The organism is Streptomyces sp. NPDC088810, assembly GCF_044750305.1.
In the GTDB taxonomy this organism is placed as follows: domain Bacteria; phylum Actinomycetota; class Actinomycetes; order Streptomycetales; family Streptomycetaceae; genus Streptomyces.
In genome coordinates this window covers 64306-88852 of sequence record NZ_JBIVJQ010000017.1, presented here as the reverse complement: position 1 = coordinate 88852, position 24547 = coordinate 64306, and the positions used below count along the sequence as shown (strand labels likewise).

The following is a 24547-nucleotide window of genomic DNA, read 5'->3' as shown; positions in this document are numbered from 1 at the left end:
GACCTCACCCGACGGCGCCGGCGCTGACTCCTCATGGCCGCATGGACATCCCGCTGCCGCTCTCGGCGGTTTGGAGCTGAGACGGCTCGGTGGCCGGATGCAGCAGTCGAAGATGACGTCGCAAGGGGGCTGGCAGCCACCAGTTGGCCCGCCCCGCCAGCTCATCACGGCCGGCACCATCAAGGGGGGGATCACCACCGTGTCCAGGAGGACGGACAGTGCCACGGTGACGACGATGATCTTCGTCTGGACGACGTCCGTCACCGTGAGCGCCAGCAGGACGACGAGAACCACGGCGGCGGAGGCGGTGAACAGCGGCGCGGCGGCCTGTAGCCCCTCAGCCGTCGCTCGGGTGGTGTCACGGGTACGGTCGTACGCCTCGGTGATGCGGGCCAGGAGCAGGATTTCGTAGTCCATGGACAGGCCGAAAGCGAGAAAGAACGCGATGAAAGGCAGCATGAGGTCGGTGGTACCGGTGACGGTGAAGTCGCCGACGCCGCGTCAGGTGACCGGCGCGGCCGGGGCCGGCTGCGCGGCCGCGGGTTCGGCACGGGCCTGAGCTGCGACGGCCTGCCGGGCGCGGACCTGCTCCCATTCGTACGCCTTCGCCCACGCCCTCGTTGTCACGGCATGGTGCAGCTGCTGCTCGGTGGCCGCCCGGCCCTCGGTCTCGGAAAGCGTGGGGCATCGCCGTGTCCACGCCGGCCGCGACCGCGCGGCGCTGGGCACGGCGATGCCGGTCGTACTGGCCGCGCCGCGTCCGGTCGCCGCGCCCGAACTGGTCGTCGACGGCGTCGACCAGGAGCAGGAGTTCGTCCTTGAGGAGCCGACCCGCGAGCACGTCCGCGGCTGGCCGGTGGGGGATGAAGGACCACCAGTTCGTCTTCGACCACATCGACCAGTACGGCGAGACGTCCGCGAGGCGCCTGTTCAGTAACCAGCTGGTCGACCAGGCGCAGCGCCTGTCCGGCACCGAGCACATGGTCCTCGGGCACACCACCTGTGGGCAGCCACGAGCAGCGGCGAGCTGTCCGGCGTCGACCTGGCCCGGGTCGTACTGTGGGCCGCGATGGAGGCAGCGCGCAAGAACGGCAGCAGCCAGAAGGCGAAGCAGAAGCCGCTGCCGGTCCGTACGGTGCGGCGCGACGGTCGGGAGCCGATGGGGCTCGGTGCCGCGATCGGCGCGCTGGTCACCGAGCGGGCCTGGGAGCTCCCGGCCGCCGGCGCCACGCTGCGCGAGCGGTCGGCGGCCGTCGCCCCGGAACTGGCCGGTCATGTCGCGGCCGTCGCCTTCAGGGTGTGTCCATCGTCCGGGCCGGATACGTGCCGCACGCGGTGTCGGCCCGGGAGACGGCGGTCAGGTAGCGGGCGCGCTCCGCTGCGGTGAGGCTGCGGCCCACCCGCTTGCACAGCGCCGCGATCCAGGAGTCGACCGATGTGTCCCAGGACAGCACCTCGCCGCCCTCGGTGGTCGACCACAGATGCTTCCCGTCGGGCGAGAAGGCGAGGCGGCTCTGCACGCCCGTGCCGCCGGTGCCGGACCAGGAGAAGTCCGGGGCCGGGAGGACCGTGTCCGCCAGCCGGTCACCGGTCCTGGCGTCCCACAGCCACACCGTGCCGCCTCCCGAGAGTGTGGCCACCCAGCGGCCGTCCGAATCCACCGCGAGACCGCTCCCGCCGGACCCGTCCGACCGCCACCGCAACGCCCCCGTCCGGGTGTCCCACCTGGTCAGCGTGCGACCGTCGACGTCCGCGTACAGGCAGCGGTCCTTCTCGGAGAGGGCCAGCGCGTCCACGGTCCCGTCGCCGACGTCCAGTTGGCGGAGCAGGCGGCCCGACGGCACGTCGTAGACACGGACGGGGCCTTTGCCCGAGGCGATGGCTGCGAGGGCGCCGTGTTCGCTCAGGGCCATCGTGTACTCGGTGAGGCCGGTCTTCTTCCGGTCGTCGTCCGACAGACGGGGTGCGGTACGCGGGAGAGCCGTGGACAGTTTTCCGCCTCTGGGGTCGAAAGTCAGTACGGCTCCGTCTGTGGTCAGGACCACGGCTCGGCCGTCCTGCCCGTAGGCGACCCGGTTCCGCCCCAAGGTGTCGCTGTTCTCGGGCAGGGGGACGGTCGCGGTTTTGCGCAGCGCCCCAGAGGCCTTCTTCCACACTGCCAGTCCGGTGTTCGACACGGCGTACAGGGTGTTGCCGTCCGGGCTGAGGGCGACGTCGTCGTACGGCATCTCCTCCTCGTTGCTCGGCAGGTCCCTGCCCGCGGACCAGAGGTGCAGCGTGGACGGGGACTCCTCGCTGGTCTCCTGGCTCCAGGCCACCTGCCCGTCTTCGCTCACGGAAAGCGGCGGCGGGTATTCGACCGTCGCCCCGTCGACGATCCTCGCGCCGTGCCTGTGCAGGGTGGGCCCCGCCTTCCCCAGGTCCCACAGGGCCACGGTGCTGCCACTGGCGGAGGCCAGACGCTCGCCGGACCCTGGTGAGAACGCCAGCAGCGAGGGCGCCCTGACCCCGGGAAGCGAGTCCACGACCGCGTGGGAGGGGTCCTTGTCCACCCTCCTGGCCACGGTGAGACCTTTGCTCGTGCCGATGGCGACCTGGTGGTTGTCGGACACGGCGAGGCTGACAGCCTCTTCGTCGGGCAGGGTCGGCAGGACGATCCCGCAGTTCCCCGTATCGGGGGTGGGGAACTTCCCTTCAGCCAGTTGCCCGACCGTCGTCAGGGACAGACCGCCGTACTTCAGGAACCCGAAGCAGTTGCCGCTCGGTGAAGCGGCGGTCACGTAACCGTTGGCGGGGTACAGGGTGTCGTCGTACGACTGGAGCTGGTGCAACCTGCCGTCGTATAAACGCCAGCCCCCGAAGGTGACCAGGGTCAGTTTCCTCCCCTTGTCCTGGAAGGCCAGATCCGCCGCCTCGCCGGCAAGACCGGTGTCGACGTGCGCGTAGGGTGCGTCGCTCTGCTCTCCGAACAGTCTGAGCGCTCCCTTGTCCTCGAAGACGGCCAGGTTGTGGCTGGAGGCCTGGAAGGTCAGACCGGTGACACCGGAGGCGCCGGCGGTGAGCCGGCGCGTGTAGTTCCCCTGCACGTCGTGTATGACCGTCTCGCCGGAACTGCTCCCCACGGCCAGCAGACGGTCGTCGTCGCTGAACGCCAGGGAGGTGACCTCGCCGTGGACGGAGATCTTCCCCAGCCGCCGGCTCCCGTCGGAGGTCCATACGGTCACGGAGCCCTTGGCCGTGCCCACGGCCGCGAACTGCCGCGAGGCGGTGAGAGCCAGGGCTGTCACCGTCGCGTCGCCCCGGACGAAACGCACCAGATGGGGACTACGGGTCGTGAGTTGGTACAGCGCTGAGAGGGTCTCCGGTGTGTCCTGAACCTGGTAGGCCTGGAGCGCCAGCAGCGAGGCCAGGTCCAGGTCGTCTCCACTGAGGCTGACCGCGGTGGCCGCCAGTTGGCGGGCGGTCGCGAGACGTGCCTGGTCACGCGCGGTGTTCCGCTGCACGAAGGCGTACACGGCGGCTGCCGACGCCAGGACCGCCAGCGTGGTCGTGACCGCCAGCATGGCCTGTCGGAAGCGCTGTAATTTGCGGCGCTGGGAGACGTCCTCACCGATCAGCTCGTCCTTCGGGCGGCCGTGCAGCGGTGCTGCCAGGTCGGCCACGCACTCACGGAAGCGCGGGTCCCGCGGGGCGTCCTCGTGGCCCTCGCTAAGCCACCTGAGGTCCACCCAGCGCGGCTCCTCGGAGAAGTAGCCGCGCAGGGCGTCCGGCATACATGTGCTGCGCTCCCAGTCGAAGTCCTGTGCCGTGTGGTCCCAGTGGAGTTCGCCGCCGGTGACGACGAGCAGCAGGTTCGCGGCCCGGGGACCCCGCCGCCACCAGGCGATCTCCTTGGCCACCCACGGGGAACGCGCGGACTGGGGTGACGCCAGGAGGACCAGGAACTCGGATTCGCCGAGCGCCTGCTCCACCGTGCTCCACAGGCCTGGGTTAGCGGAGAGGGCGGCGTTGTCGAGGAACACCCGGAGGGCTCGCACCTTGTTCCAGGGCTTGGCGAAACTGTGCAGGGCGTCTCTCAGCCAGCGAGCCCGGTGACTATCCGCTTCGTGACTGTACGAGATGAATGCCGTGTAGCTCATCGGTGCGCTTCTCCGTCCTTTCGCCGCAGGTGCGGAAACGTCCCTGGCATCCTGGCCCAACGGCTCGCCAACTACCGTGTTTCGTAGTCGCATTGGGCCAGCGGTCGTGACCGCCTTGTGATGCTTTCCCAGCCGGAGCCGAAGAGATCAGAGGGGGCAGAGTGAGCGGTACGGCGAACGGACTGCGGGACGACGATCTTCCCGCGGTGTTCCGGTCCTCGGACGGGGCGTCGCTGGCCGGGCAGCGACGCTACCTCCAGGGCACGAAATGGCGCCTGATGCTGGCGGTGGCCGCCGCGCTCTGTGGTGTGTTCAGCCAGCGGCCGGCGTTGATCGCCCTGGTGCTGATCTTCGTGGCGACGGTCTGCGTGGAGATCTGGCTGCTCACCGAACGCCCAGAGCAGGCTTGGTACGACGGCCGTGCCCTGGCCGAGTCCGCGAAGACCCTTGCCTGGCGCTACGCGGTGGCAGGAGCGCCCTTCTCCGCTGAGCTGTCGCAGGGGGAGGCGGCACACCGTTTCAACGAGAGGCTGAAAGAGTTGTTACGGGAAGCGCCCGCCACGAGCTTGGCCCCCGTGGGGCTGGTCGCCGTCACGGACGCGATGAACGTGCTGCGAGCCCGCTCCTTCGCCGACCGGAAGAACGCCTATCTGCGGGACCGTATCGAGGACCAGCAGCGCTGGTACGCGACCAAGGCGAGCTGGAACGTGGCACGGGCACGGCGGTGGCGCCTGCTGCTGGTCGCGGTCGAAGGGCTCGGCCTGGCCGCGGCCGTCCTGCGCCTGGCCGGAACCCTGACCTTCGACCTGGCCGGGGTCCTGGGGGCCGTCCTGGGGGCAGGGGCGGCTTGGTTCGCGGTCCGGCAGTACGAGACGCTCGGCCGCGCCTACACCTTCGCGGCCACCGAGCTGAGCATCATCCATGGCCGGCTGTCCCAGGCGGACGAGGACGGCTGGGCGCAGGAGGTGGCCGACGCGGAGGAAGCGATCAGCCGGGAACACACGATGTGGAGGGCTTCTCGCGGCGCCGGATGACCGAGACCGGTCGGGGGACAGGTCCCCGGCAGGAAGTCCTCTCCCGCCACCTCAACCCTGGCGGCGGCGGCCGCCGATAGACACTGACCTCGCAGGTCCCTTCGGCGTAGCGCGACGGTACACGCCTGGTGCACCGGGCGTCCCGGTGCGTACCGCGAAGGGGGAGTCGTGCAGGAAGGGACCGTGCTGGACGGGCGCTACCGGTTGATCGAGCCGATCGGTGCGGGCGGATTCGGGCAGACCTGGAAGGCGCACGATCCCAAGGTCGGCCGGCTGGTCGCGGTCAAGGTCCTCACCGGTGATGGCAGCGTGGACAACGACCCGCAGGCGGCCCGATGTGCCCGCGAGGCCGCAGTCGCTGGCGGCCTGTCCCACCCGCACATCGTCACCGTGCACGACTTCGGCTCCGCAATGCATGACGGGCGGCTGTACCGGTCGGTGGGGGAGGTCTGGACGGTTGCTGACCATCAAGCGTGGCGGTGCTCCTGGCAGTCATCGTCGCGTGGCGGTTGCGGCGGCGTACGGAGGCCCGCAGCCGCTTCGGCGAGAAGCTGACCGTCGTTATCGCCCTGGCGCTGGGAGTTCTGATCGCACCGACGCCGGCAGGCCAGGCCTCATTGCCTGTTTCTCATGTTCTCGGCGTCGAGCTTGGGACCTTCTCGGCGGTGTGCAGTCGTGTCGGTGCCCTAATTCGGTAAGCGAGTGGGGAGTTCGGGTGCATGGTGGTGTAGGGGCCCGGTCTGTGCGACGCTGCAAGGACAACCAGCCTGGTCTGGTGAAAGACCCTGCGTCCTCCCTGAGGTCACCACGATGGCCGGGGCGGGATTCGGGTGGTTTCGCTCGGCTGTGCGTGGCCCCACGTCGCGCGCTTGATACCCCTTCGTCAGGGGTGTGATGGGCTCGACCTCGGATTCGAGGCGAACCATGAAGGACCTCACCGTCATCACGCAGCAATACGCTGACCGAACCGTGATCACCACAGCCGGGGAGATAGACCTCACCACCTGCCCGGCACTCCGGCGGGCCACCCTTGCCATCCCGCTCGGCGGCAAAACACTGCAGATGGATCTGTCCGGGGTGACCTTCATGGACTCCAGCGGCCTGAACTTCATGCTGCAGCTGCGTGAGCGTCTTATCGCCGAAGGGGGCCAGATTGTGGTCACGGGGCTTCAGCCCCGGGTTGAGTACGTGCTGCGCCTGACGGAGACCTACGAGCTTCTGACCACCGCTGCTGTCAGCAAGGCAGCGTGAGGCCAGGAACGGCCGTGAGGGCCGGGGTGAGTGCTTGTTTTCAGTCGTGAGCTCGGCTTTTGTCTAGCTCAGGATTCGAACGGGATTTTGTTTCGGGGCGGCTGTTCACGGCGTCACCCGTTGGTCCACGCAGACGACGTACAGTGGCGACACCACCACCGCCAACGCCCCGCGGGCGGACAGGCGGTCGCCGAGGTGACGGACGCCCGCGGCCAAGTGGTGGAACGGCCCGCGTACGCGGGCCCCACCCCGCAGGGCACAGCCGCCGCCAGCACCTTCCACTCGTACACGCTCGACGGCAAGCAGGAGACGCTCACTGGCCCGGACCAGGCCAAGTGGTCTTACGTCCACCACCTGTTCGGCCGCCAGACCAAGGTGGTCGACCCCGACCGGGGCGACACCGACCTCACGTACGACGTCTTGGACCGGCTGGAGACGACCACCGACTCCGAAAACCGCAAGCTGATCTTCGAGTACGACGTGCTCGACCGGAAGACCGGCCTGTGGCAGACCTCAAAGACGGATGCCGACAAACTGGCGGCCTCGACCTTCGACCAGCTCGCCAAGGGACAGCAGGACACCGCCGTGCGCTACGACGGCGGCCTGACCGGCAGGGCGTACACGACCAAGGTCACCGCCTGCGACGCGATGTACCAGGTCACCGGCAGCCAGCTGGTCCTGCCCGACAGTGAACCGCTGGTGCAGGCCGGTGTGCCCAAAACCCTGTCCTTCAGCCCCGGTTATCGCCTGGTTGGCACCGTCTCTCACACGGCCCAGCCCGCAGTGGCGGGATTGTCCGCCGAGACCGTCTCGTACACCTACAACGCCACCGGACAACAGCTCACCGCCAAGGGCACGACCGGCTATCTGCAGGGCGCCGTCTTCTCCTCGCAGGGCGACCTGCGACAGCTCAGCTGGGCACCGACGGCACCAGCTCCGCCCAAAAGGCCTACCTGAACTGGGACTACGAGGTGGGCCACCCGGCGGCTGACGCGCTCCTAGGTCACCGATGACGTCCACGGCTACATGAAGGCGTTCCGCTAGCCCACGCCCCGGCACACCGCGACGGCGGGCCCGAAACACCGAGGGCGGGCCGGTCACCCGCCAGGCGACCAGCGGGGGACGGCGGCGGGGGAGAGATCGGGCCAGGCTCGCAGGAAGTACACCGGATGCCGGTGCCGGCCCAGGTCGAGTGCGGTGTCGGCATCGAGTTCGGCAACGAGGTCGGGCACCACGGGCTGGAAGACCAGTGCCTCCTTCGTCCCCCACTCCGCCGAGAGTTCCCGGCCCCACCAGGGGTGCTCCGGTCCCGCCGGATGCAGGACCGCACCCAGCTCCGACGTGCCGCCGCCTTCCGGGACAACGGAGTGGAACGGGCGAACCCGCCGCAGACGCCCCCCTCGCATGAGCCGACCGAGCAGAAGACTGCGCGGCGCGTGGTCTCAGGGTCGTTCCTTCTCCAGCAGCGCCACACAGCGTCCCAGCAGGCCGATCAGCGCCTCGCGCTCCTCGTCCGTGAACTCGGCGGCCAGGGCCCGCTCCACCCGGACGGCCCGCGCGTCAGCGTCGGCCATCACGGCGCGTCCCTGCTCGGTGAGACGGGTCTCGAGGACATTGCGGTGCCACTCGTGCGGGGTGCGCTCGATCAGGGCACGGCCTTGGAGGTTGTTCAGGACCGTGTTCATGGTCGGTGGCGTGACGCCGCACAGCCGGGCGAGGGCCGCGGCGGAGATACCCGGGTTGCCCGCGAGGTGGATCAGCGCCGAGTACTGCGCGACGGTCAGGCCCGCCGGCTTCAGTACCGCGGTCTTGGTCGCATTGAGGGCCTGCTCGGCTCGCTTGATGTGGGAGCCGAGACGCTCGGACACGGGCATGGACGTCATCCACGCATGGTAGCGAGCACCTCATGGATGAGCCTCCTCACGCTGGTTAGGGCATTGACGAAGATTAGAGGTCTAATCTACGTTCGTGTCATTGTGAGTAGCCGAACCGAGAGGGCTGTCGTGTCCCATTCGATCCACCGTCGTACGTTCCTGACCACCGCCGGGGCCCTGGCCGTCGCCGCCACGGCACCGACCGCTCAAGCGGCCACGGCGCCCCGTATCACCACCGCATTCGCACTCCCCGGCGACCGCGTCTACCCCGAGGGCATCGGTCTCGACCCGCGCACCGGCAACGCGTTCGTCGGCTCGTACACCACCGGTGCCGTCTACCGGGCCGCGCCGGGCCGCCGTACCGCGGAGGTGTTCCTTCCGGCGGGCGCCGACGGCCGGCACACCGCCAACGGGCTGAAGGTCGACCGGGCCGGCCGGCTCTGGATCATCGACTCCACCAGCGGCGTCGACGTCTACGACGTACGCGACCGCGCGTTGCTCACCCGCTTCCAGGTGCCGGGTGACGAGCCCCGCTTCGTCAACGACCTGGCAATCGCCCCCGACGGCACCGCGTACCTCACCGACAGCACCCGCGCGGTCGTCTACGCCGTCACACCCGCCGACCTGGCCCGGGCCCGCGGCAAAGTGGCGTCGCTTCGGGTGGGCCACGACCTGAGCACGGTACGGGACCCCCGGTCCCCGGACGCCTACACGCTCAACGGCATCGTCGCCGACCCGGCGGGGCGCTACCTGCTCGTGGTCGACATGACCGGCGGCGGCCTCTACCGGATCGACCTGGCGAGCGGCGCCGTGCGCCAAGTCGCCCTGCACGGCTGGGACCTGCAGCACGCCGACGGGCTGGAGCTGGCGCACGGCACGCTCTGGGCCGCGCACAACACCATCAACACCGTCAGCCGCTGGCGCCTGGACGCGAACGCCGACACGGCGCGGCTGCAGCAGCGGGTCACCGATGCCGCGCTGCAGATCCCGACCACGCTCGCCCGCCGTCATGGCCGGCTGCTGGTCGTCCGCTCGCAGTTCGACAAGGGCGGCCCGATGGGGCCGGGGACGCCCGAGACGCCGTTCACGGTGGCGTGGGTGAGCGGGATCTGACGGCCTTGAGGTTCGAGGCCGGAGCCGAGCTCGCGGGAGGCAAGGGCTGCGGGCTGCGAGCTGCGGAGGCCAACGGCCTCCAAGCGTCGTGAGCTGCGCCGGCCGCTGAGCGCACACACGGGCCAACTATGACGTTCAGTCACACCAGGAACACATCCTGCGCCGTATCCGCCAGCACCTCGCCGACCACGATGAAGCGCCGACGACGCAGCAGATCGGCGCGCGGCGGTCGTCATGCGCAGCCGGGCCGGTCCCGAGCGATCCGACTCGCATGACGGGGCTCGGCCGGTACCACCTGCTGCGCGCTGCCGATGGTCGGCCGGTGCAGCACGGCGGGTGGGGTCGTGAGGAGACACACCCGGGACAAGTTCCGGCGGTGGGTCGGCGAGTACGGCGGCATGCCAGGTTCCAGCGGCACCCTGGCACATGAGGAAGGCCGCCGTCGTGCTGGCTGTCTGGTCCGAGTAGTGGAGGGTGCGGCGCCGGTTCTCGGCCTATGCGGCCGCCGCGTCCTTCCAGGGGCGCCGCACGACCTTCTTCACGGCCTGCTACGGCTCGTACCGGCTGGTTCGGGTGGACACGGCGCGAGCGGTGATGGCCGCCTGTACCGCTTCGTAGGTCTCGCGCCAGCGGCGCAGCTGGGCGTAGTGGTCGTCACCGGTGAGGCTGGCGAGCCGGGCACCCTCTTTCTCGGCGGATCGAATGGCGCCGCGTGCCGGGCAGCCAGTTCGGTAGTTGTTGGGCGGCTCAGTGCTGGAGCAGGCCGCCGACCGGGACGGCAGTGACGTGGCCGGTTGCCGGAAGGGGCTGAGCCAGGGTGAGGCCGATGTCGACCAGCGATGACCGGCGCAGGCGAGACATCGGGAATCGGAGTCCAGACCGACTCGGCGATCGCCGCCCGTCAAGCCGACGCTGGCCCGCCCGCCCCGGGACGGCGGCCGGCGCTGTACGAGTAGACGGCCGACGGGTTCCGCTGCCTGGTCTTCGCCCGGCCGGAGGCGTGCCTCCAGTCCGGACGCCCCGGCTCCGCATCCTCTGCCGTGATCACCTGAGCCATCTGCCGGACCGTGGCCGTCCGCGCGCATCCCACCGCCCGTGGCGCGTCAGCCCGCACCTTTCGGCCTGGGCGACGAGGGTGACGCTCTACTCGCCTGGGCCGGACACGGTCTGAGATTCCAGTCAGTGTCCCGAGCCGTCGTCGCTGCGCAGTTCTTCGGCGGCCTCGCGGTAGGCCTGGGTGGCCCGGGTGAAGTAGTCGAAGAGGGCGTCGAGTTGCTCCGGCGTGCAGTCGCCGAGGATCGCGCCGATCTTCCGCCGTGCGGGGGCCATGACGTTGTCGAGGTCGGCAGGCTTGCCGACCGGCTCGACGATGACCTTGCGCCGGTCTGCGGTATCCGGGACGCGGCGCACGTAGCCCGACTGCTCCAGCCTGTCGATCAGGCGCGTGGTCGGCCCGGTCGTCAGACCTGTTCGCTCGGCCAGTTCGCCTGGGGACATCGCCCCGGACAGCTGCAGGATGTTCAACGCATACAGGTCGGAGGCCCCGAGGCCGCACGCTCGGGCGCTTGCGTGGCCGTGCAGCATCACGGCACTCAGGTACCGACGGTAGATCTGGCTCGCGTCGGATCGCATGGACGGCGTTGACACGTACTCCTCCACTCCCTAATCTCTTCTTCGAAGAAGATAAATCTGCAACGCAGAAACTTCTCTCTTGAAGTTATCATGAGGGGGACCCCTATGAGCACGGCCACCATCACGCCGCCCGAGCCGGCCGGCTCCGCCAGTCCGCCCCGTCGCCGGACCGTCAGACGCGTCCTGGTCGCCAGCGCGCTGACCCTGACCGTCGCCGTCGGAGGCGGATATCTTTGGCTGGACGCGACCTCCGACGTCCACAACCTCGGCGAGAGCGACTGCACCGCGGTGCACCCGGCCGTCACCCGCACCACCGCCGGCGCACCGACGGCCCGAGACCACCGGGCGGTCTGCGACACCCTGCGCTCACTGACCGATGCCTGGGACCGAGGCGACGCCACCGCCTACGGCGAGCACTTCACCCCGGACGCCACCTACACCACCTACGTCGGCACCCATTACCAGGGACGCGACGACATCACCGACGCCCACCGCGCCCTGTTCGACGGCTTCCTCAAGGACACCCGCCTCGCCGACTTCTTCCTCGGCATCCGCTTCTACGGCCCCGACACGGCGATCGTCACCAGCCGCGGCGACACCTACACGGGCACTGTCAAGAAGTCGAGTGAACCGTCCAAGATCCAGACCTACACACTGGTCCGCGAAAGCGACCGCACCTGGCGCATCGCCGCCTTCCACAACACGAAGCGCCAGTCCGTCATGGAGCGCATCTCGTTCCTGTGGGACCCGTCCACCAAGCCGAAGGCGGAGAAGTGATGACCGGCGCCGAAACCGACCCCGCCCGCCGAGCCGACGTCACCGCGATCCGCGCCCTCCTGGAGGAGAGCCGCGCGGCATGGAAACGGGGCGACGGAAACGCCTACGGCCGCTGTTTCACCGACGACGCGACCGACGTGACCTTCGTCGGTACCGTCTACCACGGCGGACAGGAGATCGGCCGCGCCCATCAGGCCCTCTTCGACGGGTTCCTCAAGGGCACCGAGCTGACCGTCGAGATCATCGGTGTCCGCTTCTACGGCCCCGACACCGCCGTCGTCCTCACCCGCGGCGATGTCGGCACGAGCAGACCGAAGCGCCTGGGCAAGCTCGCCACCTACACGGTCGTCCGCGAGACCGACGGCCGGTGGCGGATCGCCGCCGTCCAGAAGACCCAGCGTAGACGTCTGATGGAGGCGGTCTCGTTCCGGCTCCAGCCCGCCACCCGCCCCGCCTCGCATTGACACCCGCCGTGGGTTCCACCCACAGGCGCCGGCTCAAGGAGAACCGCCACCATGACCGATCATGTGCCGTACCCGATGGACCGGTCGCCGCAACCGCACCGGACCGCGGTGGTGACCGGAGCGAGTGCCGGGATCGGCCGCGAGTTCGCCCGCAGGCTGGCCGCGACCGGCTACCGGGTGATCGCCGTGGCCCGCCACGAGGACAGGCTGCGGGCCCTGACCGACGAGGTCGGCCCGGGCCACGGGTACGTCACAGCGGACCTGACGACCGCGGTCGGCCGGCAGCAGGTCGCCGACCTGTTCACCCGGGAGCGGGTCCACCTGCTGGTCAACAACGCCGGCATCGCGGTGACCGGCAGGTTCGCCACCGTTCCGCTGGAGCGGACCCTGGAGATGATGAGGCTGAACTGCGATGCCCTGGTCACTCTCGCCCATGCCTTCCTGGCACGCGCCCGCCCCGGGGACACCCTGCTGAACGTGTCCTCGACCCTCGCCTACGCGCCGACCCCGGAGCTGGGGGCCTACAGCGCCACCAAGGCGTTCGTGACGTCCTTCTCGGAGGCGTTGTGGGCCGAGCACAAGAAATCCGGCGTCCATGTGCTGAGCCTCTGTCCTGGAACGACCGCCACCGAATCCCAGCCGCACCCTGACGTCCCCGCCCTGCTGATCCAGACACCGCAGCAGGCCGTCGGTGCGGCACTGCAGGCCCTGCACCGCCGCAACCGGCCCACCGTCGTCCACGGCACCAGCAACAAGCTCTTCGCCGTCGCGGCCCGCGCGCTGCCCCGCCGGATTCTGCTCACCGCCCTCGACCACGGCTGACCGACGGCGAAGGCAGGCCGCGCACGATCCGCGGTCCCTCGAGGTGCGATGCCGAACCGGCTTGCGGCTGACCTCGCCTTGTCGATATGGCCCTCTGCGGGGCCGAGCGACCCGCTGCGTCGCGCCGACCTCGGGCCTCCCAGGCCGGCCGGAGCCCCTGGAGTCCGACCGCACCACCCGGGAGCCCCGGCCACGGCCACCCGCCGCCGGGGGGCGGCCGTTTGGCGTCCGGCGCTGCCCGCAACGCTGTCAAACACAAGGCCGGCTTCCGGTGCCGCTCGAGCAACTCGGTGAAGAAGCCCTGCACCAGCTGTCCGGCGTGTGGCTGGGAGAGCTACCAGCCGCCGAAGCGGTAGATCTCGCACCCGCCCAGCCGCAGCCGGCGGTCTTCGGCGACCGTCTCCGCATACAGCCGCGGCACGGCGGTGTGTGTGGCGCGCCCGGAGTCGTCGGAGGTACGAACCGATGCCGGCCAGTCGCGTCATGCCCTCGCGACGCTGAACACCCTGACTCGTTTTGCTCGAAGGAGCAGGCTCATCCGATCGAGAAGTCCGCGAACTCGACGCCGCTGAAGACGATGTGCGGACCATGGGCGCGGCGGCCCCATTCGCGAAAACAGGCGTGTCCCAGCGCGGGTGCCAGGATCACCGTCTGCTGCTGCCCGCCCGCACCGGCATCCCGAGCGGCGAACAGCTCCCGGGCTACCTCTCCCGGCAGGTACTGGGTGATCCACCGCACCCGCGGACCCGCCCGTATCCGGGGCTGCCACCGAGCCAGGAACCGCTTCCTCGATCGCCCGGAGCTGTATAGGACCCGGCGGACGACGCGCTCCGAACTCCTTAGGCAGGGGGCGGGCTGTCATGGCCGAGCGGCTCACGGTCATGGTTGAACATGACGCCGAGTTCAACTATAACCGACCCGGAGGCCGGTTCGCTGTCATCGGTCAGGGGGGAGCAGTCATGCGCGCTCGCAGCCGCCGCAGTTGGCGTTCGGCACCGCCTCCTCGCATCGAGCCCCGCTCGCGGAGCTCGGCATTTCGGCCCCGGAGCTCCCGGACGAACCGGACCAACAGGAAGCAGTGAGGCGACATGAGGGAAGCAGTCATCGTTTCGACGGCACGGACGCCGATCGGAAAGGCCTACCGCGGCGCGTTCAACGACACCCAGGCGCAGGAACTCGCCGCTCATGCCCTTCGGCACGCGGTCCAGCGCGCGGGGCTGGAGGGCGGCGAGGTCGAGGACGTCGTGTTCGGCTGCGCCGTGCAGCAGGGTTCCTCCGGCTTCAACATCGCGCGCCAGGCAGCTCTCCGCGCGGGACTTCCGGACGCCGTGTCGGGGATGACGATCGACCGCCAGTGCTCGTCGGGCCTGATGGCCATTGCCACGGCCGCCAAGCAGATCGTCGCGGACGGCATGCAGGTCGCGGTCGGCGGCGGTGTCGAGTCGATCTCCCTGGTGCAGAACGACCACATGAACACCCACCGCATGACGGATCCCTGGCTGGTCGAGCACAAGCCGAGCATCTACCTGCCGATGCTGCAGACGGCGGAGATCGTCGCCGAACGCTACGGCGTGAGCCGGGAGCGCCAGGACGAGTTCGCGCTGGTGTCGCAGCAGCGCACCGCGGCGGCGCAGGAGGCCGGCCGGTTCGACCAGGAGATCGTCGCGCTCGGCAGCGTCAAGAAGGTGCTCGACAAGCAGTCCGGGGAGGTGCGGCACGAGGAGGTCACTCTGACCCGGGACGAGGGTAATCGCGCGTCGACGACGCTCGAAGGCCTGGCCGGGCTGGCGCCGGTGCTGCCCGACGGTCAGGTGAGCGCGCACTCCAGGGTGACGGCGGGCAACTCCTCGCAGCTGTCGGACGGGGCTTCGGCGTCGGTGCTGATGGAGGCGGGGGAGGCGGAGCGCCGCGGACTGGAACCGCTGGGCGTCTACCGGGGCATGACCGTGGCCGGCTGCGGGCCGGAGGAGATGGGCATCGGTCCGGTGTTCGCCATTCCGAAACTGCTGAAGCAGCACAACCTCACCATCGACGACATCGGCCTGTGGGAACTCAACGAGGCGTTCGCCTCCCAGGCGCTGTACAGCCGGGACGAGCTGCACATCGACCCTGAGCGCTTCAACGTCAACGGCGGCGCGATCTCGGTCGGCCATCCGTACGGAATGACCGGTGCCCGCCTGGTGGGGCACGCCCTCATCGAGGGCAAGCGCCGAGGCGTCCGGTATGTGGTGATCTCGATGTGTGTCGGCGGCGGAATGGGCGCTGCCGGGCTGTTCGAGGTCGCGTGATGGGGAAGGACCGAACCGCGGTCCTGGTGGACTTCGGCGGGGTCATCACCTCCAGCGTGTTGCAGGCTTTCACCGACTTCGGCGCCTCGCTCGGCGGCGATCCCCGCCTGCCGCTGGACCTCCTCGCCCGCGACCAGCAGTCACGTACCCTCCTGGCCGACCACGAGTGCGGCCGTATCGACGCCGAGGCCTTCGAGCGAGGATTCGCCGAGCGTCTCCGCGTCCACGGCGCCGACGTGCCGGCCGAGGGCCTCACTGCCCGGATGCAAGCGGGGATGTCGATCGACCAGGACATGGTGGCGCTGCTCGGTGATCTTCGAGCCGCCGGTCGTCCCGTCGCGCTGGTGTCCAATTCGTTCGGCACCGGCACCTATGACGGCGTCGACCTCGCCGCTGTCGCCGATGTGGTCGTCATCTCCTCCGAGGTAGGGATCCGCAAGCCCTCCCGCCGGATCTACGCGATCGCATGCGAACGCCTCGGCGTCGACCCCGAGGAGGCGGTCATGATCGACGACCTGCAACAGAACCTCGACGGGGCGGCGCGGATCGGAATCGGGGGCGTGCTGCACACCGGTGCGGCCGACACCCGCCGCCAACTCGCCGAACGTTTCGGCATCACCACCTGACCGCTCGGCGGATCGGCGCAGCCGGGTGCGTCATCCGGCCCCCGGCTGAAGGCTTGCCGGGGAGGCCGGGCCAACCCAACCGAACGGCGAGGGCGAGACCCGCACCGACATCTGCTCACACCCCCGGAAGGCACCACCCATGAACAGCGTTTTCGATCCTGTGCGCCGCCACGCGGCCGCCACTCCCGACAACATCGCCCTGCGCGGCGCCGGCGATCAGTGAACCTACCTTCAGCTGCGTGACGCGAGCCTCCGGTACGCCGGCGCCCTGGCCGCCGCGGGCCTGTCCCCCGGGGACCGGGTGCTGCTCGCGGCGCCGTCGGTGCCCGCGTTCGTGGTGGCCTACCTCGGAATCCAGGCCGCGGGCTGTGTCGTGGTGCCGGTCAACACGATGGCCACCCGGGCCGAGGTCGAGTACGTTCTCGGCGACGCCGGGTGCTCGTTGGCGATCGCATGGCACGCCCTCGGCCCCGCCGTCGCCGAGGCGGCCGCGGCGCTCGAGGTGCCCTTCTGGACGCTGTCCCCGGGCGCGTCGGCCACCGGAGCAACCCCTGCCGACGTCATCGACCGGGACCGTGACGAGACCGCCGCCATCCTGTACACCTCCGGCACCACCGGACGGCCGAAGGGGGCCCAGCTCACGGTCGGCAACCTGTTGTCCGCCGGGGAGATCGGCGCCCAGTGCAGCCGCGCCTCGAGCGCCGACCGTATGGGCACCGGACTCCCGCTGTTCCACGTCTTCGGCCAGGCGTCGGTCCTGATGGCGGCCCTGACCGCGGGCGGCTCGATGTCGTTGCTGGCCCGGTTCGACCCCGCGTCGATGCTGGAGATGCTGCGCCGCGACCGGCTCACCGTCATGGCCGGCGTGCCGACCATGTGGAACGCGATGCTGCACGCGGCGGACGACGCGAACCCGGCGGACTTCGCCCAGCTCCGCGTCGCCGTCTCCGGCGGCGCCTCGCTGCCCGGGGAGATCGCGCGGGCCTTCGAGGCCCGATTCGGCTGCACGATTCTCGAAGGATACGGGCTCACCGAGACCACCGCGTTCGGCACCTTCAACGACATCGACCGCGGCGGCAAGACCGGCTATACCGGCAGGGCGGTCCCGGGGCTTCAGGTCCGGGTGCGCGACGCCGACGGCAAGGAGTGCCCGCCGGGTGGTGTCGGCGAGGTCCACATCAAGGGGCCCACGGTGATGCGCGGCTACTGGAACCGCCCCGCGGACACCGCCGCGGCGATCTCACCCGACGGCTGGTTCAGGACCGGCGACCTAGGCGAAAAGGACACGGACGGGGACCTGCGCATCGTCGACCGTATCAAGGACTTGATCATCCGCGGCGGCTGCAACGTCTACCCCGGTGAGGTCGAGGAGGTTCTCTACGAGCATCCCGACGTCGTGGAGGCAGCCGTGATCGGCGTTCCCGACGACCACTACGGCGAGGAGGTCGCCGCGCTCATCGCGACCCGGCCCGGTTCGGAACTCGGTGCCGCCGAGGTGTCGGGCTGGGCACGGGAGCGGCTGTCCGCCTACAAGATCCCACGCATCATCCGGTTCGTGGACGCGCTGCCCAAGGGCCCGACAGGGAAGATCCTCAAGCGGTCCATCGACCGCAGCGCTTTCAACCGCGGCAGTGCGCTCGGCGACGCTGCCGCCCGCCGCTGAACCTCGGAGACCGGGACGTCAACCGAGCCCGCCTGCCCCTTTTGAATTTGTGACTATGGCGTCGGATTCAAGTAAAATCCCGCGGATGGACACCACTGCGCCAGAGGAGACCGACAGCGAGCAGGCACCGCCGGTGGCGCCCTTCTCGCAGCTGCGCGAGCCGCCCACGACACAGCGCGGGGCGCGGACGCGGGCCGCTCTGGTGAAGGCCGCGCGGAAGGTGTTCGAACGGGACGGCTACCTCGACACGCGCCTGACCGACATCACCAAGGAGGCGAACTGCGCGGCCGGATCCTTCTACACCTACTTCGCCAACAAGGAAGAGGTGCTTGCCGCCGTCCTGCTGGAGGCGCAGGAGGACATGATGCACCCCGGCATGGGCCGGGTGGAGGGTACCGACGATCCCTATGCCGTGCTCGAGGCGAGCAACCGGGCGTATCTCGCGGCGTACAAGCGGAACGCGAAGCTGATGGCGCTGCTGGAGCAGGTCGCCCAAGTGGAGCCGGAGTTCCGTGAGTTCCGAAGGCGTCGCGGGGAGGCGTTCATCCGCCGCAATGCCCGGGGCATCGCCGAACTGCAGGTACGGGGTGTAGCGGACCGTGAGGTCGATCCGATGATGGCGTCCCGTGCTCTGTCGGGGATGGTCAGCGTCATGGCCTACAACGCCTTCGTGCTCAGCGAGGGGCAGGAAGAAGGTACGCCGGTGGACTTCGAGGAACTCGTGTCCACGGTGACCCGGCTCTGGGCGAACGCCCTGCGGTTCCCCGGCCACCACTGATCCGCCTGCCTGACAGCCGCCCATCCCCGCGGGGATGGGCGGCATTTTTCTTGCGGCACCATGCGGGCAGGCGTTGAACTTGACGTCAGATTCAATTATACAGATCGGGGGTATCGCAGGCTGTCAACGGAGAGGGTCCGCCGTGAACGTTGCAGAACGAGTCGCCGTCGTCACCGGCGGTGGTGGCGGCATCGGCGGCGAGCTGGTCGCGCGGCTCGCTCGCGCGGGTGCCCGAGTCGTCGTCTCGGACCTCGATGCCGAAACCGCGCGGGCGGTGTCGGAGAGAGCCAACGCCGACCATCCGGGAAGCACCCTCAGCGCCGGCGCCGATGCGTCGGACACCGCCCAGATCGAGCAGTTGATCGCCCTGGCCGAGAACACTTTCGGTCCGGTCGACCTCTACTTCGCGAACGCGGGCATCGCCGGGGCCCCCGGCCTCGAGGCGAGCGAGCAGGACTGGGATCTCTCGATCGACGTCAACCTTCGCGCCCACATCCGTGCGGCGAGGCTGCTGGTGCCGGGGTGGCTCGAACCCGGCGAGGGCTACTTCGTCGGCACCGCCTCGGCGGCCGGGCTGCTCACCCAGATCGGCTCCGCCACGTACGCCGTCACCAAGCACGCGGCCGTAGCCTTCGCCGAATGGCTGAGTGTCACCTACGGCGACCGCGGGGTCCGGGTCAGCTGCCTGTGCCCGATGGGCGTGAACACCCGGATGCTGTCCTCCGGAGAGGACTCCGGGGACGCGCTGGGAAGAGCGGCGACGCGGGCCGTCACGTCCGCGGGTGACGTCCTGGAGCCGGCCGAAGTCGCCGACGCCGTCCTGGCCGCGCTCGAGGACGAGCGCTTCCTGATCCTGCCGCACGAAGACGTTCTTCAGATGTACCGGCAGAAGGGCTCGGACTACGACCGGTGGCTGCGCGGGATGCGCCGCTACCAGAGCTCCCTGCGGGCGCAGCCGTGAACCCGCCAGCCAAGCCCCATTTTCCCTCTACCCCTCAGGAGTTCGGATGTCCTTGTTTGAGATGTCGGACCGCGCCAAGAAGTACCAGGCGGATCTGCTGGAGTTCATGGATACGCACATCTACCCCGCCGAGGCGGTCTACCACGAGCAGATGCTCGCGTCGGGCGACCCGCACTTCCACCCGCCGGTCATCGAGGAACTCAAGGCGGAGGCGCGCCGGCGCGGACTGTGGAACCTCTTCCACCCGCACCCCGAGTGGGGGCCGGGGCTGACCAACCTGGAGTACGCGCCGCTGGCGGAGATCATGGGGCGCAGCCACATCGCCTCCGAAGCGTGCAACTGCAACGCTCCCGACACCGGCAACATGGAGGTGCTCACCCTCTTCGGCAGCGACGAGCACAAGGAGAAGTACCTCAAGCCCCTCCTCGACGGAACGATGGCCTCGGCCTTCGCGATGACCGAGCCGCGTGTCGCCAGCTCCGACGCCACCAACATCGAGCTGCGGATGGAGCGCGACGGTGACGAGTACGTGCTCAACGGCCGCAAGTGGTTCGCGTCCAACGCCCTGCACCGCAACTGCAAGGTGCTCATCGTCATGGGGAAGACGGACCCCACCGCCGCACCGCACCGGCAGCAGTCCATGATGGTCGTCCCCATCGACGCCCCCGGGATCACGGTGATGCGCGGCCTGCCGGTGTTCGGCTACCAGGACCGGGAGGGGCACGCCGAGATCGACTTCCACGACGTACGGGTGCCGGCCAAGGACGTCCTCAAGGGCGAGGGCGAGGGCTTCGCGATCAGCCAGGCCCGGCTCGGCCCCGGTCGTATCCACCACTGCATGCGGGCGATCGGCGCGGCCGAGCGGGCGCTGGAGCTGATGTGCCGCCGCGCGCAGTCACGGGTGACCTTCGGCACTCCGATCGCGGAACGCTCCAACATCCAGGACTGGATCGCGGAAGCGCGGATCGACATCGAGATGATCCGCCTGCTCACGCTCAAGGCCGCTTACCTGATGGACACCGTCGGGAACAAGGAAGCGCGCACCGAGATCGCCGCCATCAAGGTGGCGGCCCCGAACATCGCGCTGAAGATCATCGACCGGGCGATCCAGGTGCATGGAGCAGCGGGCGTTACCGACGACTTCCCGCTGGCCATGATGTACGCGTACCTGCGGACGCTGCGGATAGCGGACGGTCCCGACGAGGTCCACAAGCGAGCCATCGCCAAGCAGGAGCTGCGGCAGTACCGCGACACGGCCACGACGGCGGTGAGCTGAGATGGCGGGACTCGATCTCACCGGTCGCACCGCCGTCGTCACCGGCGCCTCGCGCGGTATCGGGCTGGCGATCGCCCAGGCCCTCGCCGCCGCCGGCGCGAACGTCGTCCTCACTTCCCGCTCCCAGGAGGCGGCGGACGCAGCCGCGGCCCAGGCCGGAGGCACAGCGGTCGGCGTGGGTGCGCACGCGGTCGACGAAGAGGCGGCCCGGCGCTGTGTGGATCTGACGCTCGAGCGCTTCGGAAGCCTGGACATCCTCGTCAACAACGCGGGAACCAACCCGGCCTTCGGTCCGGTCATCGACCAGGACCACGGTCGGTTCGCCAAAACCTTCGACGTCAACCTGTGGGCTCCCGTCCTGTGGACGGGTCTGGCCACCCGGGCCTGGATGGGCGAGCACGGCGGTGCGGTCGTCAACACGGCGTCGGTCGGCGGCCTGGCCAGCGAGGCCAACATCGGGTTGTACAACGCGTCGAAGGCCGCTCTGATCCATCTCACCAGGCAACTCGCCCTGGAACTCTCGCCGAAGGTCCGTGTCAACGCGGTGGCACCGGGTGTGGTGCGCACCAAGCTGGCCGAGGCTCTGTGGAAGGAGCACGAGGAGGCTGTCTCCGCTTCGATGGCGCTCGGGCGCATAGGGGAGCCGGCCGACATCGCCTCGGCGGTCGCCTTCCTCGTCTCGGACGCCGCGAGTTGGATCACCGGCGAGACCATGGTGATCGACGGCGGGCAACTGCTCGGTGACGCGCTCCCGTTCAGGCAAGGAGTCGGCATCGGTGTCTAGTGCGGACACCGTCGGAATCGACGCCGGGGCGGTGAACCGCTGGTTCAGGACCCTCGGCGTCGACTTCGCCGGACCGCTGACCTGCGACCGGATCGGGTTCGGCCAGTCCAACCTGGGGTGTGTCGCGGTCGCGGGTGTGTCGGCTGTGGTGGGTTCGGGGTGCCGGCGGGGCTGCGGGTTCTGCTTGTGGATTCCACGGATCCGGTGGCCGGCATTCCTGGGTTTCCCCAGTGGTGGGGGGTGGTGTGCTCTGCGAGGATGGGGTCGGCCGGGAACGGGGCGGTCAGGGGCTGCCGGGAGTGGTTTCGGCGTCCGGGTCCGTGTCGTCTGGGTGGAGGCGGGGCGGGGAGGCAAGCGTGGCGTCGACCATGCGGGCGAGGGTTGCGTCGTCGTAGGCGTCGCCGTAGAAGACGCTGCGGAACATCATCGCGCCGGCCCACATCTCCAGTGCGAGTGAGATGTCGGTGTTTTGCGGGAGGTCGCCTCGGTTCATGGCGCGTTCCATGACGGTGCGGGATCTGGCGCGGCGTGGTTCGATCACTTCTTCGCGCAACTGCTGGCGCAGTTCGGGGTTTTGTGCTGTGTCGGCGACCAGTGCGGGCAGCACGGCCTGGACCTGCGGGGATCCGAAGAAGCTGGCGAGGGCCTGTTTGGCGACGCTCAGCAGTTCGTCGCGTGTGTTCCCGGTTTCTTCGGTGGGGACCTCCTTGAGCCGGCTGCGCACGGCGTCGAGGACGAGAGCGGCCTTGTTGGGCCATGAGCGGTAGAGCGTGGCTTTGCCCACCTTGGCGCTGACGGCCACCTGTTCGATGGTCATGCGGGCGTACCCGCGCTCTTCCAGCTGCTCGAGGGTGGCGGCGAGGATGCGCCTCCTCGCCTCCAGGTCCCGGCGGTGAGGGCCGCTTGCGTCCAGGACGTTGTGCAAGGTTCGCTTGGTCCCCATTCGCCTCTCCTGTCGGAACGATTCGGATCGTGTTCAATGTGGGTGGGTGGCCCGGCATTTCCGCGTGCGCGGGAGCGTCGACGCAGGTGAGGCGGCAGGCTGTGGTGGTGCGGGGTGCCGACCGAACTCACCGGTGAGTGGGCACTCACTCAAACGAGTCGAAACGGATCGTTTTGTTCGGTCATCGTAGGAAGTCGTCTGGGGGCTGTCAAGGCGGCGCGGATGCGGCTCACAGGAGTGCGACGGCTGTTCGGGAGGTGACCAGCCCCATGTAGTCGCGGCAGTCGAGGCCGGTCAGGTCGCACCAGCGGTCCAGCCGGTACGTGAGCGTGTTGGGGTGCAGGTGCAGCGCGCGGGCTGCCGCGGCGACGGAGAAGCCGTGGTCGGCGAAGGCACGGACGGCGTCGGCTAGGTGGGGGTGTGCGCGGGCCGTGGCCAGCGCGTCCTCGAACAGCGGTTGGGTGCCGGTTGAGGGCTCCTCGGCCAGGGTCACCAGCCAGACATCGGCGTAACGGTGGACGCCGGCCCGGCGGCGTGCGGTGCGCAGGGCGGCGCGGGCGTCGGCCAGGCTCCGGCGTGCTCCTGCCACCTCGGCTCTGGGCAGGCCCACGCCCACGCTGGCCGCGCCGGCTTGTGCCAGGGCGGTCTCGACCGTGGATGCCTGGGTGTCCTGGCCGACCAGGACCAGGTGGTCACCGGTGTGGACGACGGCGCAGCGGCCAGGCTGCTGAGCGAGGTGAGCGCGCAGCAGCCGGGCTGCCGTGCCGTCGTCGGGGCAGGGGGCGACCCATGCCTGGAAAGTGCCCTCGGGGTCCATGCCGAGGCGCTCCAGTACGGCCCGCACATCGGCTTCGGGTGTGCTCGTGTCGTCCAGGGCGGTGAGCAACTGCTGTCCGGCCAGGGCCCCATCGAGCCAGGTGCCGGCGAGCGCCTCCTGGTGACCGGCGCTCACGAGGGCGACGACGTTCTGCAGCCACAGCATGGAGCGCTCCATGGCGCCCACCAGCGCGCCGAGGACGTCGTCGCCCTGGGTGGTGGCCCAGGGCACGCTGATCCAGATTGCGCGCAGGGCGACGTAGAAGCTGAGCGTGAGCTCCTCGGACGGGATGCCTTGCAGGGCGCGGCGGGCACCGTAGGCCCGGGCGAACTCCACCTCCGAGGCGGTGGTGGACGTGCGGGACTGCGCCACCGCGTCGATTCCGGCGTGCAGGAACTGCCGTACGGTGGCCGTCAGGTCGGCCCAGTGCGGCCCGCGGTCCCGGAAGCTGGGCAGCTGCTCCAGCACCGCGGCCGTGGCGTTGTCCGACAGCTGGTCCAGACGCTGCCTGAGGACGTCGGCCAGTTGGGCCGGCGAGGTCTCCTGCCCGGCCCGCTCCCCGCTCGTCGACTCCTTTTCTGCCGCACGACCCGCATCCGTCCCTGTGTGCATGCCCGTCCCGTTGGTGCAGCGTGATGGTGCTGTTCAGGGTCGACCCTAACGGGGCGGGCCGGGAGGGCGGAAAACGGATCACGGTCATGCGTCTCGGGCGGTCTCCGCGGTGTGGAGCTGGGCTCCGACCCGCTCGACCAGTCCGTCGCCGCGCGGACCGGCACCGTGGCGGGGGACGCGCGGAGGCCGGTCCGCCGCGTCATTCGGGGCGTCCCTGGCGGCCCCGGGCGCCCTAAAGCGGGCAGTGGCGTTGCACCCCGGGTCGAGGTGGTGTGCGCCCCTGCTGTGCAGCACCGGCCGGAGCGCGTACTCCAGCGCCCGGCCGTGCAGCGGGGGGCTGCCGGTCGCCGGCGCCAGGACGGACTTGCCGGTCGGCGCGACGGGCGGGAGAGATCGAGGAAGACCTTCAACAGGCCGCGGAAGGAGTAGACGGGTGTGACAGGCCGTAGGAGGAGGTCTTGTCGAGGGGTGTGACAGGCCGCGGAAGGAGGTCTTGTAGAGGGGCGTGCCGAGGACGGTCCCGTCGGCGGTGGCCGGTAGGCCGGCGGCCGCCCGGAGGGCGGGGTCGGCGGTGTCCGCGACCGTGAGCGGTGGCGCGGGCAGGTCACGGCCAAGCAGCTGCCCGACCCGAGCGTGGACCGCGACGCCTGGCTGGCCGAGGGTGAGCCCGGCAGCCGGGCCGTGTCGTGTCCG

General features: G+C 69.8%; 25 protein-coding genes and 2 pseudogenes. 17 read left to right on the top strand and 10 right to left on the bottom strand.

The genetic code is table 11. The features are described 5' to 3' along the window. Positions 1–162 precede the first annotated feature (162 nt). Together ACIP4Y_RS36425 and ACIP4Y_RS36420 are read right to left on the bottom strand one after the other, a co-directional pair. Positions 163–459: pseudogene (locus ACIP4Y_RS36425) on the bottom strand (MMPL family transporter); the annotation flags it as partial. Between the two features lie 42 nt (positions 460–501). Next, positions 502–627 (bottom strand): hypothetical protein, encoded by a 126-nt coding sequence (locus tag ACIP4Y_RS36420; protein ID WP_401400850.1) that lies wholly within the window; start codon positions 625–627, stop codon positions 502–504. 52 nt (positions 628–679) lie between these two features. Here ACIP4Y_RS36420 and ACIP4Y_RS36415 point away from each other — a divergent pair, with 52 nt between their 5' ends. Further along, positions 680–937, top strand: coding sequence for a hypothetical protein (locus ACIP4Y_RS36415; protein WP_401400847.1), 258 nt, complete (start codon positions 680–682; stop codon positions 935–937). A gap of 355 nt (positions 938–1292) precedes the next feature. Here ACIP4Y_RS36415 and ACIP4Y_RS36410 read toward each other — a convergent pair whose 3' ends face one another. Continuing rightward, positions 1293–4139, bottom strand: coding sequence for a toll/interleukin-1 receptor domain-containing protein (locus ACIP4Y_RS36410; protein ID WP_401400844.1), 2847 nt, complete (start codon positions 4137–4139; stop codon positions 1293–1295). A 161-nt stretch (positions 4140–4300) separates the two neighbouring features. Between ACIP4Y_RS36410 and ACIP4Y_RS36405 the strand changes: the two genes are divergently transcribed. The 5 genes from ACIP4Y_RS36405 (at position 4301) to ACIP4Y_RS36385 (ending at position 7381) form a co-directional block, all read left to right on the top strand. Beyond that, positions 4301–5173 (top strand): DUF4231 domain-containing protein, encoded by an 873-nt coding sequence (locus tag ACIP4Y_RS36405; RefSeq protein ID WP_401400841.1) that lies wholly within the window; start codon positions 4301–4303, stop codon positions 5171–5173. Between the two features lie 168 nt (positions 5174–5341). Next, positions 5342–5728 (top strand): hypothetical protein, encoded by a 387-nt coding sequence (locus ACIP4Y_RS36400; RefSeq protein ID WP_401401053.1) that lies wholly within the window; start codon positions 5342–5344, stop codon positions 5726–5728. Beyond that, positions 5647–5871 carry a hypothetical protein gene (locus tag ACIP4Y_RS36395; RefSeq protein WP_401400838.1) on the top strand — a complete coding sequence of 75 codons (225 nt, stop codon included), beginning with the start codon at positions 5647–5649 and terminating at the stop codon, positions 5869–5871. Before ACIP4Y_RS36400 ends, ACIP4Y_RS36395 begins: the two co-directional genes overlap by 82 nt. A gap of 226 nt (positions 5872–6097) precedes the next feature. After that, entirely contained in the window at positions 6098–6424 is a 327-nt protein-coding gene (locus ACIP4Y_RS36390; protein WP_358645584.1) for an STAS domain-containing protein, read from the top strand. A 195-nt stretch (positions 6425–6619) separates the two neighbouring features. Next, positions 6620–7381, top strand: a complete 762-nt coding sequence (locus ACIP4Y_RS36385; protein WP_401400834.1) for a hypothetical protein — start codon at positions 6620–6622, stop codon at positions 7379–7381. Between the two features lie 140 nt (positions 7382–7521). Here ACIP4Y_RS36385 and ACIP4Y_RS36380 read toward each other — a convergent pair whose 3' ends face one another. Both ACIP4Y_RS36380 and ACIP4Y_RS36375 read right to left on the bottom strand, forming a co-directional pair. After that, positions 7522–7830, bottom strand: a complete 309-nt coding sequence (locus tag ACIP4Y_RS36380; protein ID WP_401400832.1) for a hypothetical protein — start codon at positions 7828–7830, stop codon at positions 7522–7524. 36 nt (positions 7831–7866) lie between these two features. Continuing rightward, positions 7867–8307, bottom strand: a complete 441-nt coding sequence (locus tag ACIP4Y_RS36375) for a MarR family transcriptional regulator (protein ID WP_358645592.1) — start codon at positions 8305–8307, stop codon at positions 7867–7869. A 120-nt stretch (positions 8308–8427) separates the two neighbouring features. Between ACIP4Y_RS36375 and ACIP4Y_RS36370 the strand changes: the two genes are divergently transcribed. Further along, complete coding sequence (locus tag ACIP4Y_RS36370; protein ID WP_401400829.1) at positions 8428–9411, top strand: SMP-30/gluconolactonase/LRE family protein; 984 nt, start codon at positions 8428–8430, stop codon at positions 9409–9411. Positions 9412–10158: 747 nt separating this feature from the next. Here the strand turns inward: ACIP4Y_RS36370 and ACIP4Y_RS36365 are convergent. Both ACIP4Y_RS36365 and ACIP4Y_RS36360 read right to left on the bottom strand, forming a co-directional pair. After that, a pseudogene (locus tag ACIP4Y_RS36365) lies at positions 10159–10303 on the bottom strand (NUDIX hydrolase); the annotation flags it as partial. A 287-nt stretch (positions 10304–10590) separates the two neighbouring features. Further along, positions 10591–11070, bottom strand: coding sequence for a MarR family winged helix-turn-helix transcriptional regulator (locus tag ACIP4Y_RS36360; RefSeq protein ID WP_401400826.1), 480 nt, complete (start codon positions 11068–11070; stop codon positions 10591–10593). A 78-nt stretch (positions 11071–11148) separates the two neighbouring features. Here ACIP4Y_RS36360 and ACIP4Y_RS36355 point away from each other — a divergent pair, with 78 nt between their 5' ends. The 3 genes from ACIP4Y_RS36355 to ACIP4Y_RS36345 are packed head-to-tail and all read left to right on the top strand — an operon-like array spanning position 11149 to position 13106. Further along, a complete protein-coding gene (locus ACIP4Y_RS36355) occupies positions 11149–11820 on the top strand; it encodes an SgcJ/EcaC family oxidoreductase (RefSeq protein WP_401400823.1) in 672 nt (223 codons plus the stop codon). Next, positions 11820–12284, top strand: a complete 465-nt coding sequence (locus ACIP4Y_RS36350) for an SgcJ/EcaC family oxidoreductase (protein WP_401400820.1) — start codon at positions 11820–11822, stop codon at positions 12282–12284. The genes ACIP4Y_RS36355 and ACIP4Y_RS36350 overlap by 1 nt, the downstream gene beginning before the upstream one ends. 51 nt (positions 12285–12335) lie before the next feature. Then, positions 12336–13106 carry an SDR family NAD(P)-dependent oxidoreductase gene (locus ACIP4Y_RS36345; RefSeq protein ID WP_401400817.1) on the top strand — a complete coding sequence of 257 codons (771 nt, stop codon included), beginning with the start codon at positions 12336–12338 and terminating at the stop codon, positions 13104–13106. Positions 13107–13640: 534 nt separating this feature from the next. Here ACIP4Y_RS36345 and ACIP4Y_RS36340 read toward each other — a convergent pair. Then, complete coding sequence (locus tag ACIP4Y_RS36340) at positions 13641–13844, bottom strand: hypothetical protein (RefSeq protein WP_401400814.1); 204 nt, start codon at positions 13842–13844, stop codon at positions 13641–13643. Positions 13845–14194: 350 nt separating this feature from the next. On the opposite strand from ACIP4Y_RS36340, the gene ACIP4Y_RS36335 reads away from it, so the two are divergent. The 7 genes from ACIP4Y_RS36335 to ACIP4Y_RS36305 all read left to right on the top strand — a co-directional run bounded on the left by ACIP4Y_RS36335 (position 14195) and on the right by ACIP4Y_RS36305 (position 21482). Beyond that, positions 14195–15394, top strand: coding sequence for an acetyl-CoA C-acyltransferase (locus tag ACIP4Y_RS36335; protein ID WP_401400811.1), 1200 nt, complete (start codon positions 14195–14197; stop codon positions 15392–15394). Beyond that, positions 15394–16020 (top strand): HAD family hydrolase, encoded by a 627-nt coding sequence (locus tag ACIP4Y_RS36330; RefSeq protein ID WP_401400808.1) that lies wholly within the window; start codon positions 15394–15396, stop codon positions 16018–16020. The genes ACIP4Y_RS36335 and ACIP4Y_RS36330 overlap by 1 nt, the downstream gene beginning before the upstream one ends. 235 nt (positions 16021–16255) lie before the next feature. Beyond that, entirely contained in the window at positions 16256–17683 is a 1428-nt protein-coding gene (locus ACIP4Y_RS36325; protein ID WP_401401032.1) for an AMP-binding protein, read from the top strand. A gap of 85 nt (positions 17684–17768) precedes the next feature. Next, on the top strand, positions 17769–18461 hold the full coding sequence (locus ACIP4Y_RS36320; protein WP_401400805.1) for a TetR/AcrR family transcriptional regulator: 693 nt from the start codon (positions 17769–17771) through the stop codon (positions 18459–18461). 142 nt (positions 18462–18603) lie between these two features. Further along, a complete protein-coding gene (locus tag ACIP4Y_RS36315; RefSeq protein WP_401400803.1) occupies positions 18604–19422 on the top strand; it encodes an SDR family oxidoreductase in 819 nt (272 codons plus the stop codon). 46 nt (positions 19423–19468) lie between these two features. Next, complete coding sequence (locus ACIP4Y_RS36310) at positions 19469–20698, top strand: acyl-CoA dehydrogenase family protein (RefSeq protein ID WP_401400800.1); 1230 nt, start codon at positions 19469–19471, stop codon at positions 20696–20698. A 1-nt stretch (position 20699) separates the two neighbouring features. After that, positions 20700–21482, top strand: coding sequence for an SDR family oxidoreductase (locus tag ACIP4Y_RS36305; protein ID WP_401400797.1), 783 nt, complete (start codon positions 20700–20702; stop codon positions 21480–21482). A 283-nt stretch (positions 21483–21765) separates the two neighbouring features. Here the strand turns inward: ACIP4Y_RS36305 and ACIP4Y_RS36300 are convergent, their stop codons facing one another. Both ACIP4Y_RS36300 and ACIP4Y_RS36295 read right to left on the bottom strand, forming a co-directional pair. Next, positions 21766–22425, bottom strand: a complete 660-nt coding sequence (locus ACIP4Y_RS36300; RefSeq protein WP_401400794.1) for a TetR/AcrR family transcriptional regulator — start codon at positions 22423–22425, stop codon at positions 21766–21768. Positions 22426–22654: 229 nt separating this feature from the next. Continuing rightward, positions 22655–23854: a helix-turn-helix domain-containing protein gene (locus ACIP4Y_RS36295; RefSeq protein WP_401400792.1), complete on the bottom strand. Its 1200-nt coding sequence runs from the start codon at positions 23852–23854 to the stop codon at positions 22655–22657. Positions 23855–24547 lie beyond the last annotated feature (693 nt).

Bases quoted from the DNA above. Each gene is read 5' to 3' on its own strand.
- ACIP4Y_RS36295 (WP_401400792.1), bottom strand. From the start codon at position 23,854: ATGCACACAGGGACGGATGCGGGTCGTGCGGCAGAAAAGGAGTCGACG.
- ACIP4Y_RS36345 (WP_401400817.1), top strand. From the start codon at position 12,336: ATGACCGATCATGTGCCGTACCCGATGGACCGGTCGCCGCAACCGCAC.
- ACIP4Y_RS36380 (WP_401400832.1), bottom strand. From the start codon at position 7,830: ATGCGAGGGGGGCGTCTGCGGCGGGTTCGCCCGTTCCACTCCGTTGTC.
- ACIP4Y_RS36350 (WP_401400820.1), top strand. From the start codon at position 11,820: ATGACCGGCGCCGAAACCGACCCCGCCCGCCGAGCCGACGTCACCGCG.
- ACIP4Y_RS36300 (WP_401400794.1), bottom strand. From the start codon at position 22,425: ATGGGGACCAAGCGAACCTTGCACAACGTCCTGGACGCAAGCGGCCCT.
- ACIP4Y_RS36310 (WP_401400800.1), top strand. From the start codon at position 19,469: ATGTCCTTGTTTGAGATGTCGGACCGCGCCAAGAAGTACCAGGCGGAT.
- ACIP4Y_RS36410 (WP_401400844.1), bottom strand. From the start codon at position 4,139: ATGAGCTACACGGCATTCATCTCGTACAGTCACGAAGCGGATAGTCAC.
- ACIP4Y_RS36335 (WP_401400811.1), top strand. From the start codon at position 14,195: ATGAGGGAAGCAGTCATCGTTTCGACGGCACGGACGCCGATCGGAAAG.
- ACIP4Y_RS36320 (WP_401400805.1), top strand. From the start codon at position 17,769: ATGGACACCACTGCGCCAGAGGAGACCGACAGCGAGCAGGCACCGCCG.
- ACIP4Y_RS36355 (WP_401400823.1), top strand. From the start codon at position 11,149: ATGAGCACGGCCACCATCACGCCGCCCGAGCCGGCCGGCTCCGCCAGT.
- ACIP4Y_RS36375 (WP_358645592.1), bottom strand. From the start codon at position 8,307: ATGACGTCCATGCCCGTGTCCGAGCGTCTCGGCTCCCACATCAAGCGA.
- ACIP4Y_RS36330 (WP_401400808.1), top strand. From the start codon at position 15,394: ATGGGGAAGGACCGAACCGCGGTCCTGGTGGACTTCGGCGGGGTCATC.
- ACIP4Y_RS36390 (WP_358645584.1), top strand. From the start codon at position 6,098: ATGAAGGACCTCACCGTCATCACGCAGCAATACGCTGACCGAACCGTG.
- ACIP4Y_RS36305 (WP_401400797.1), top strand. From the start codon at position 20,700: ATGGCGGGACTCGATCTCACCGGTCGCACCGCCGTCGTCACCGGCGCC.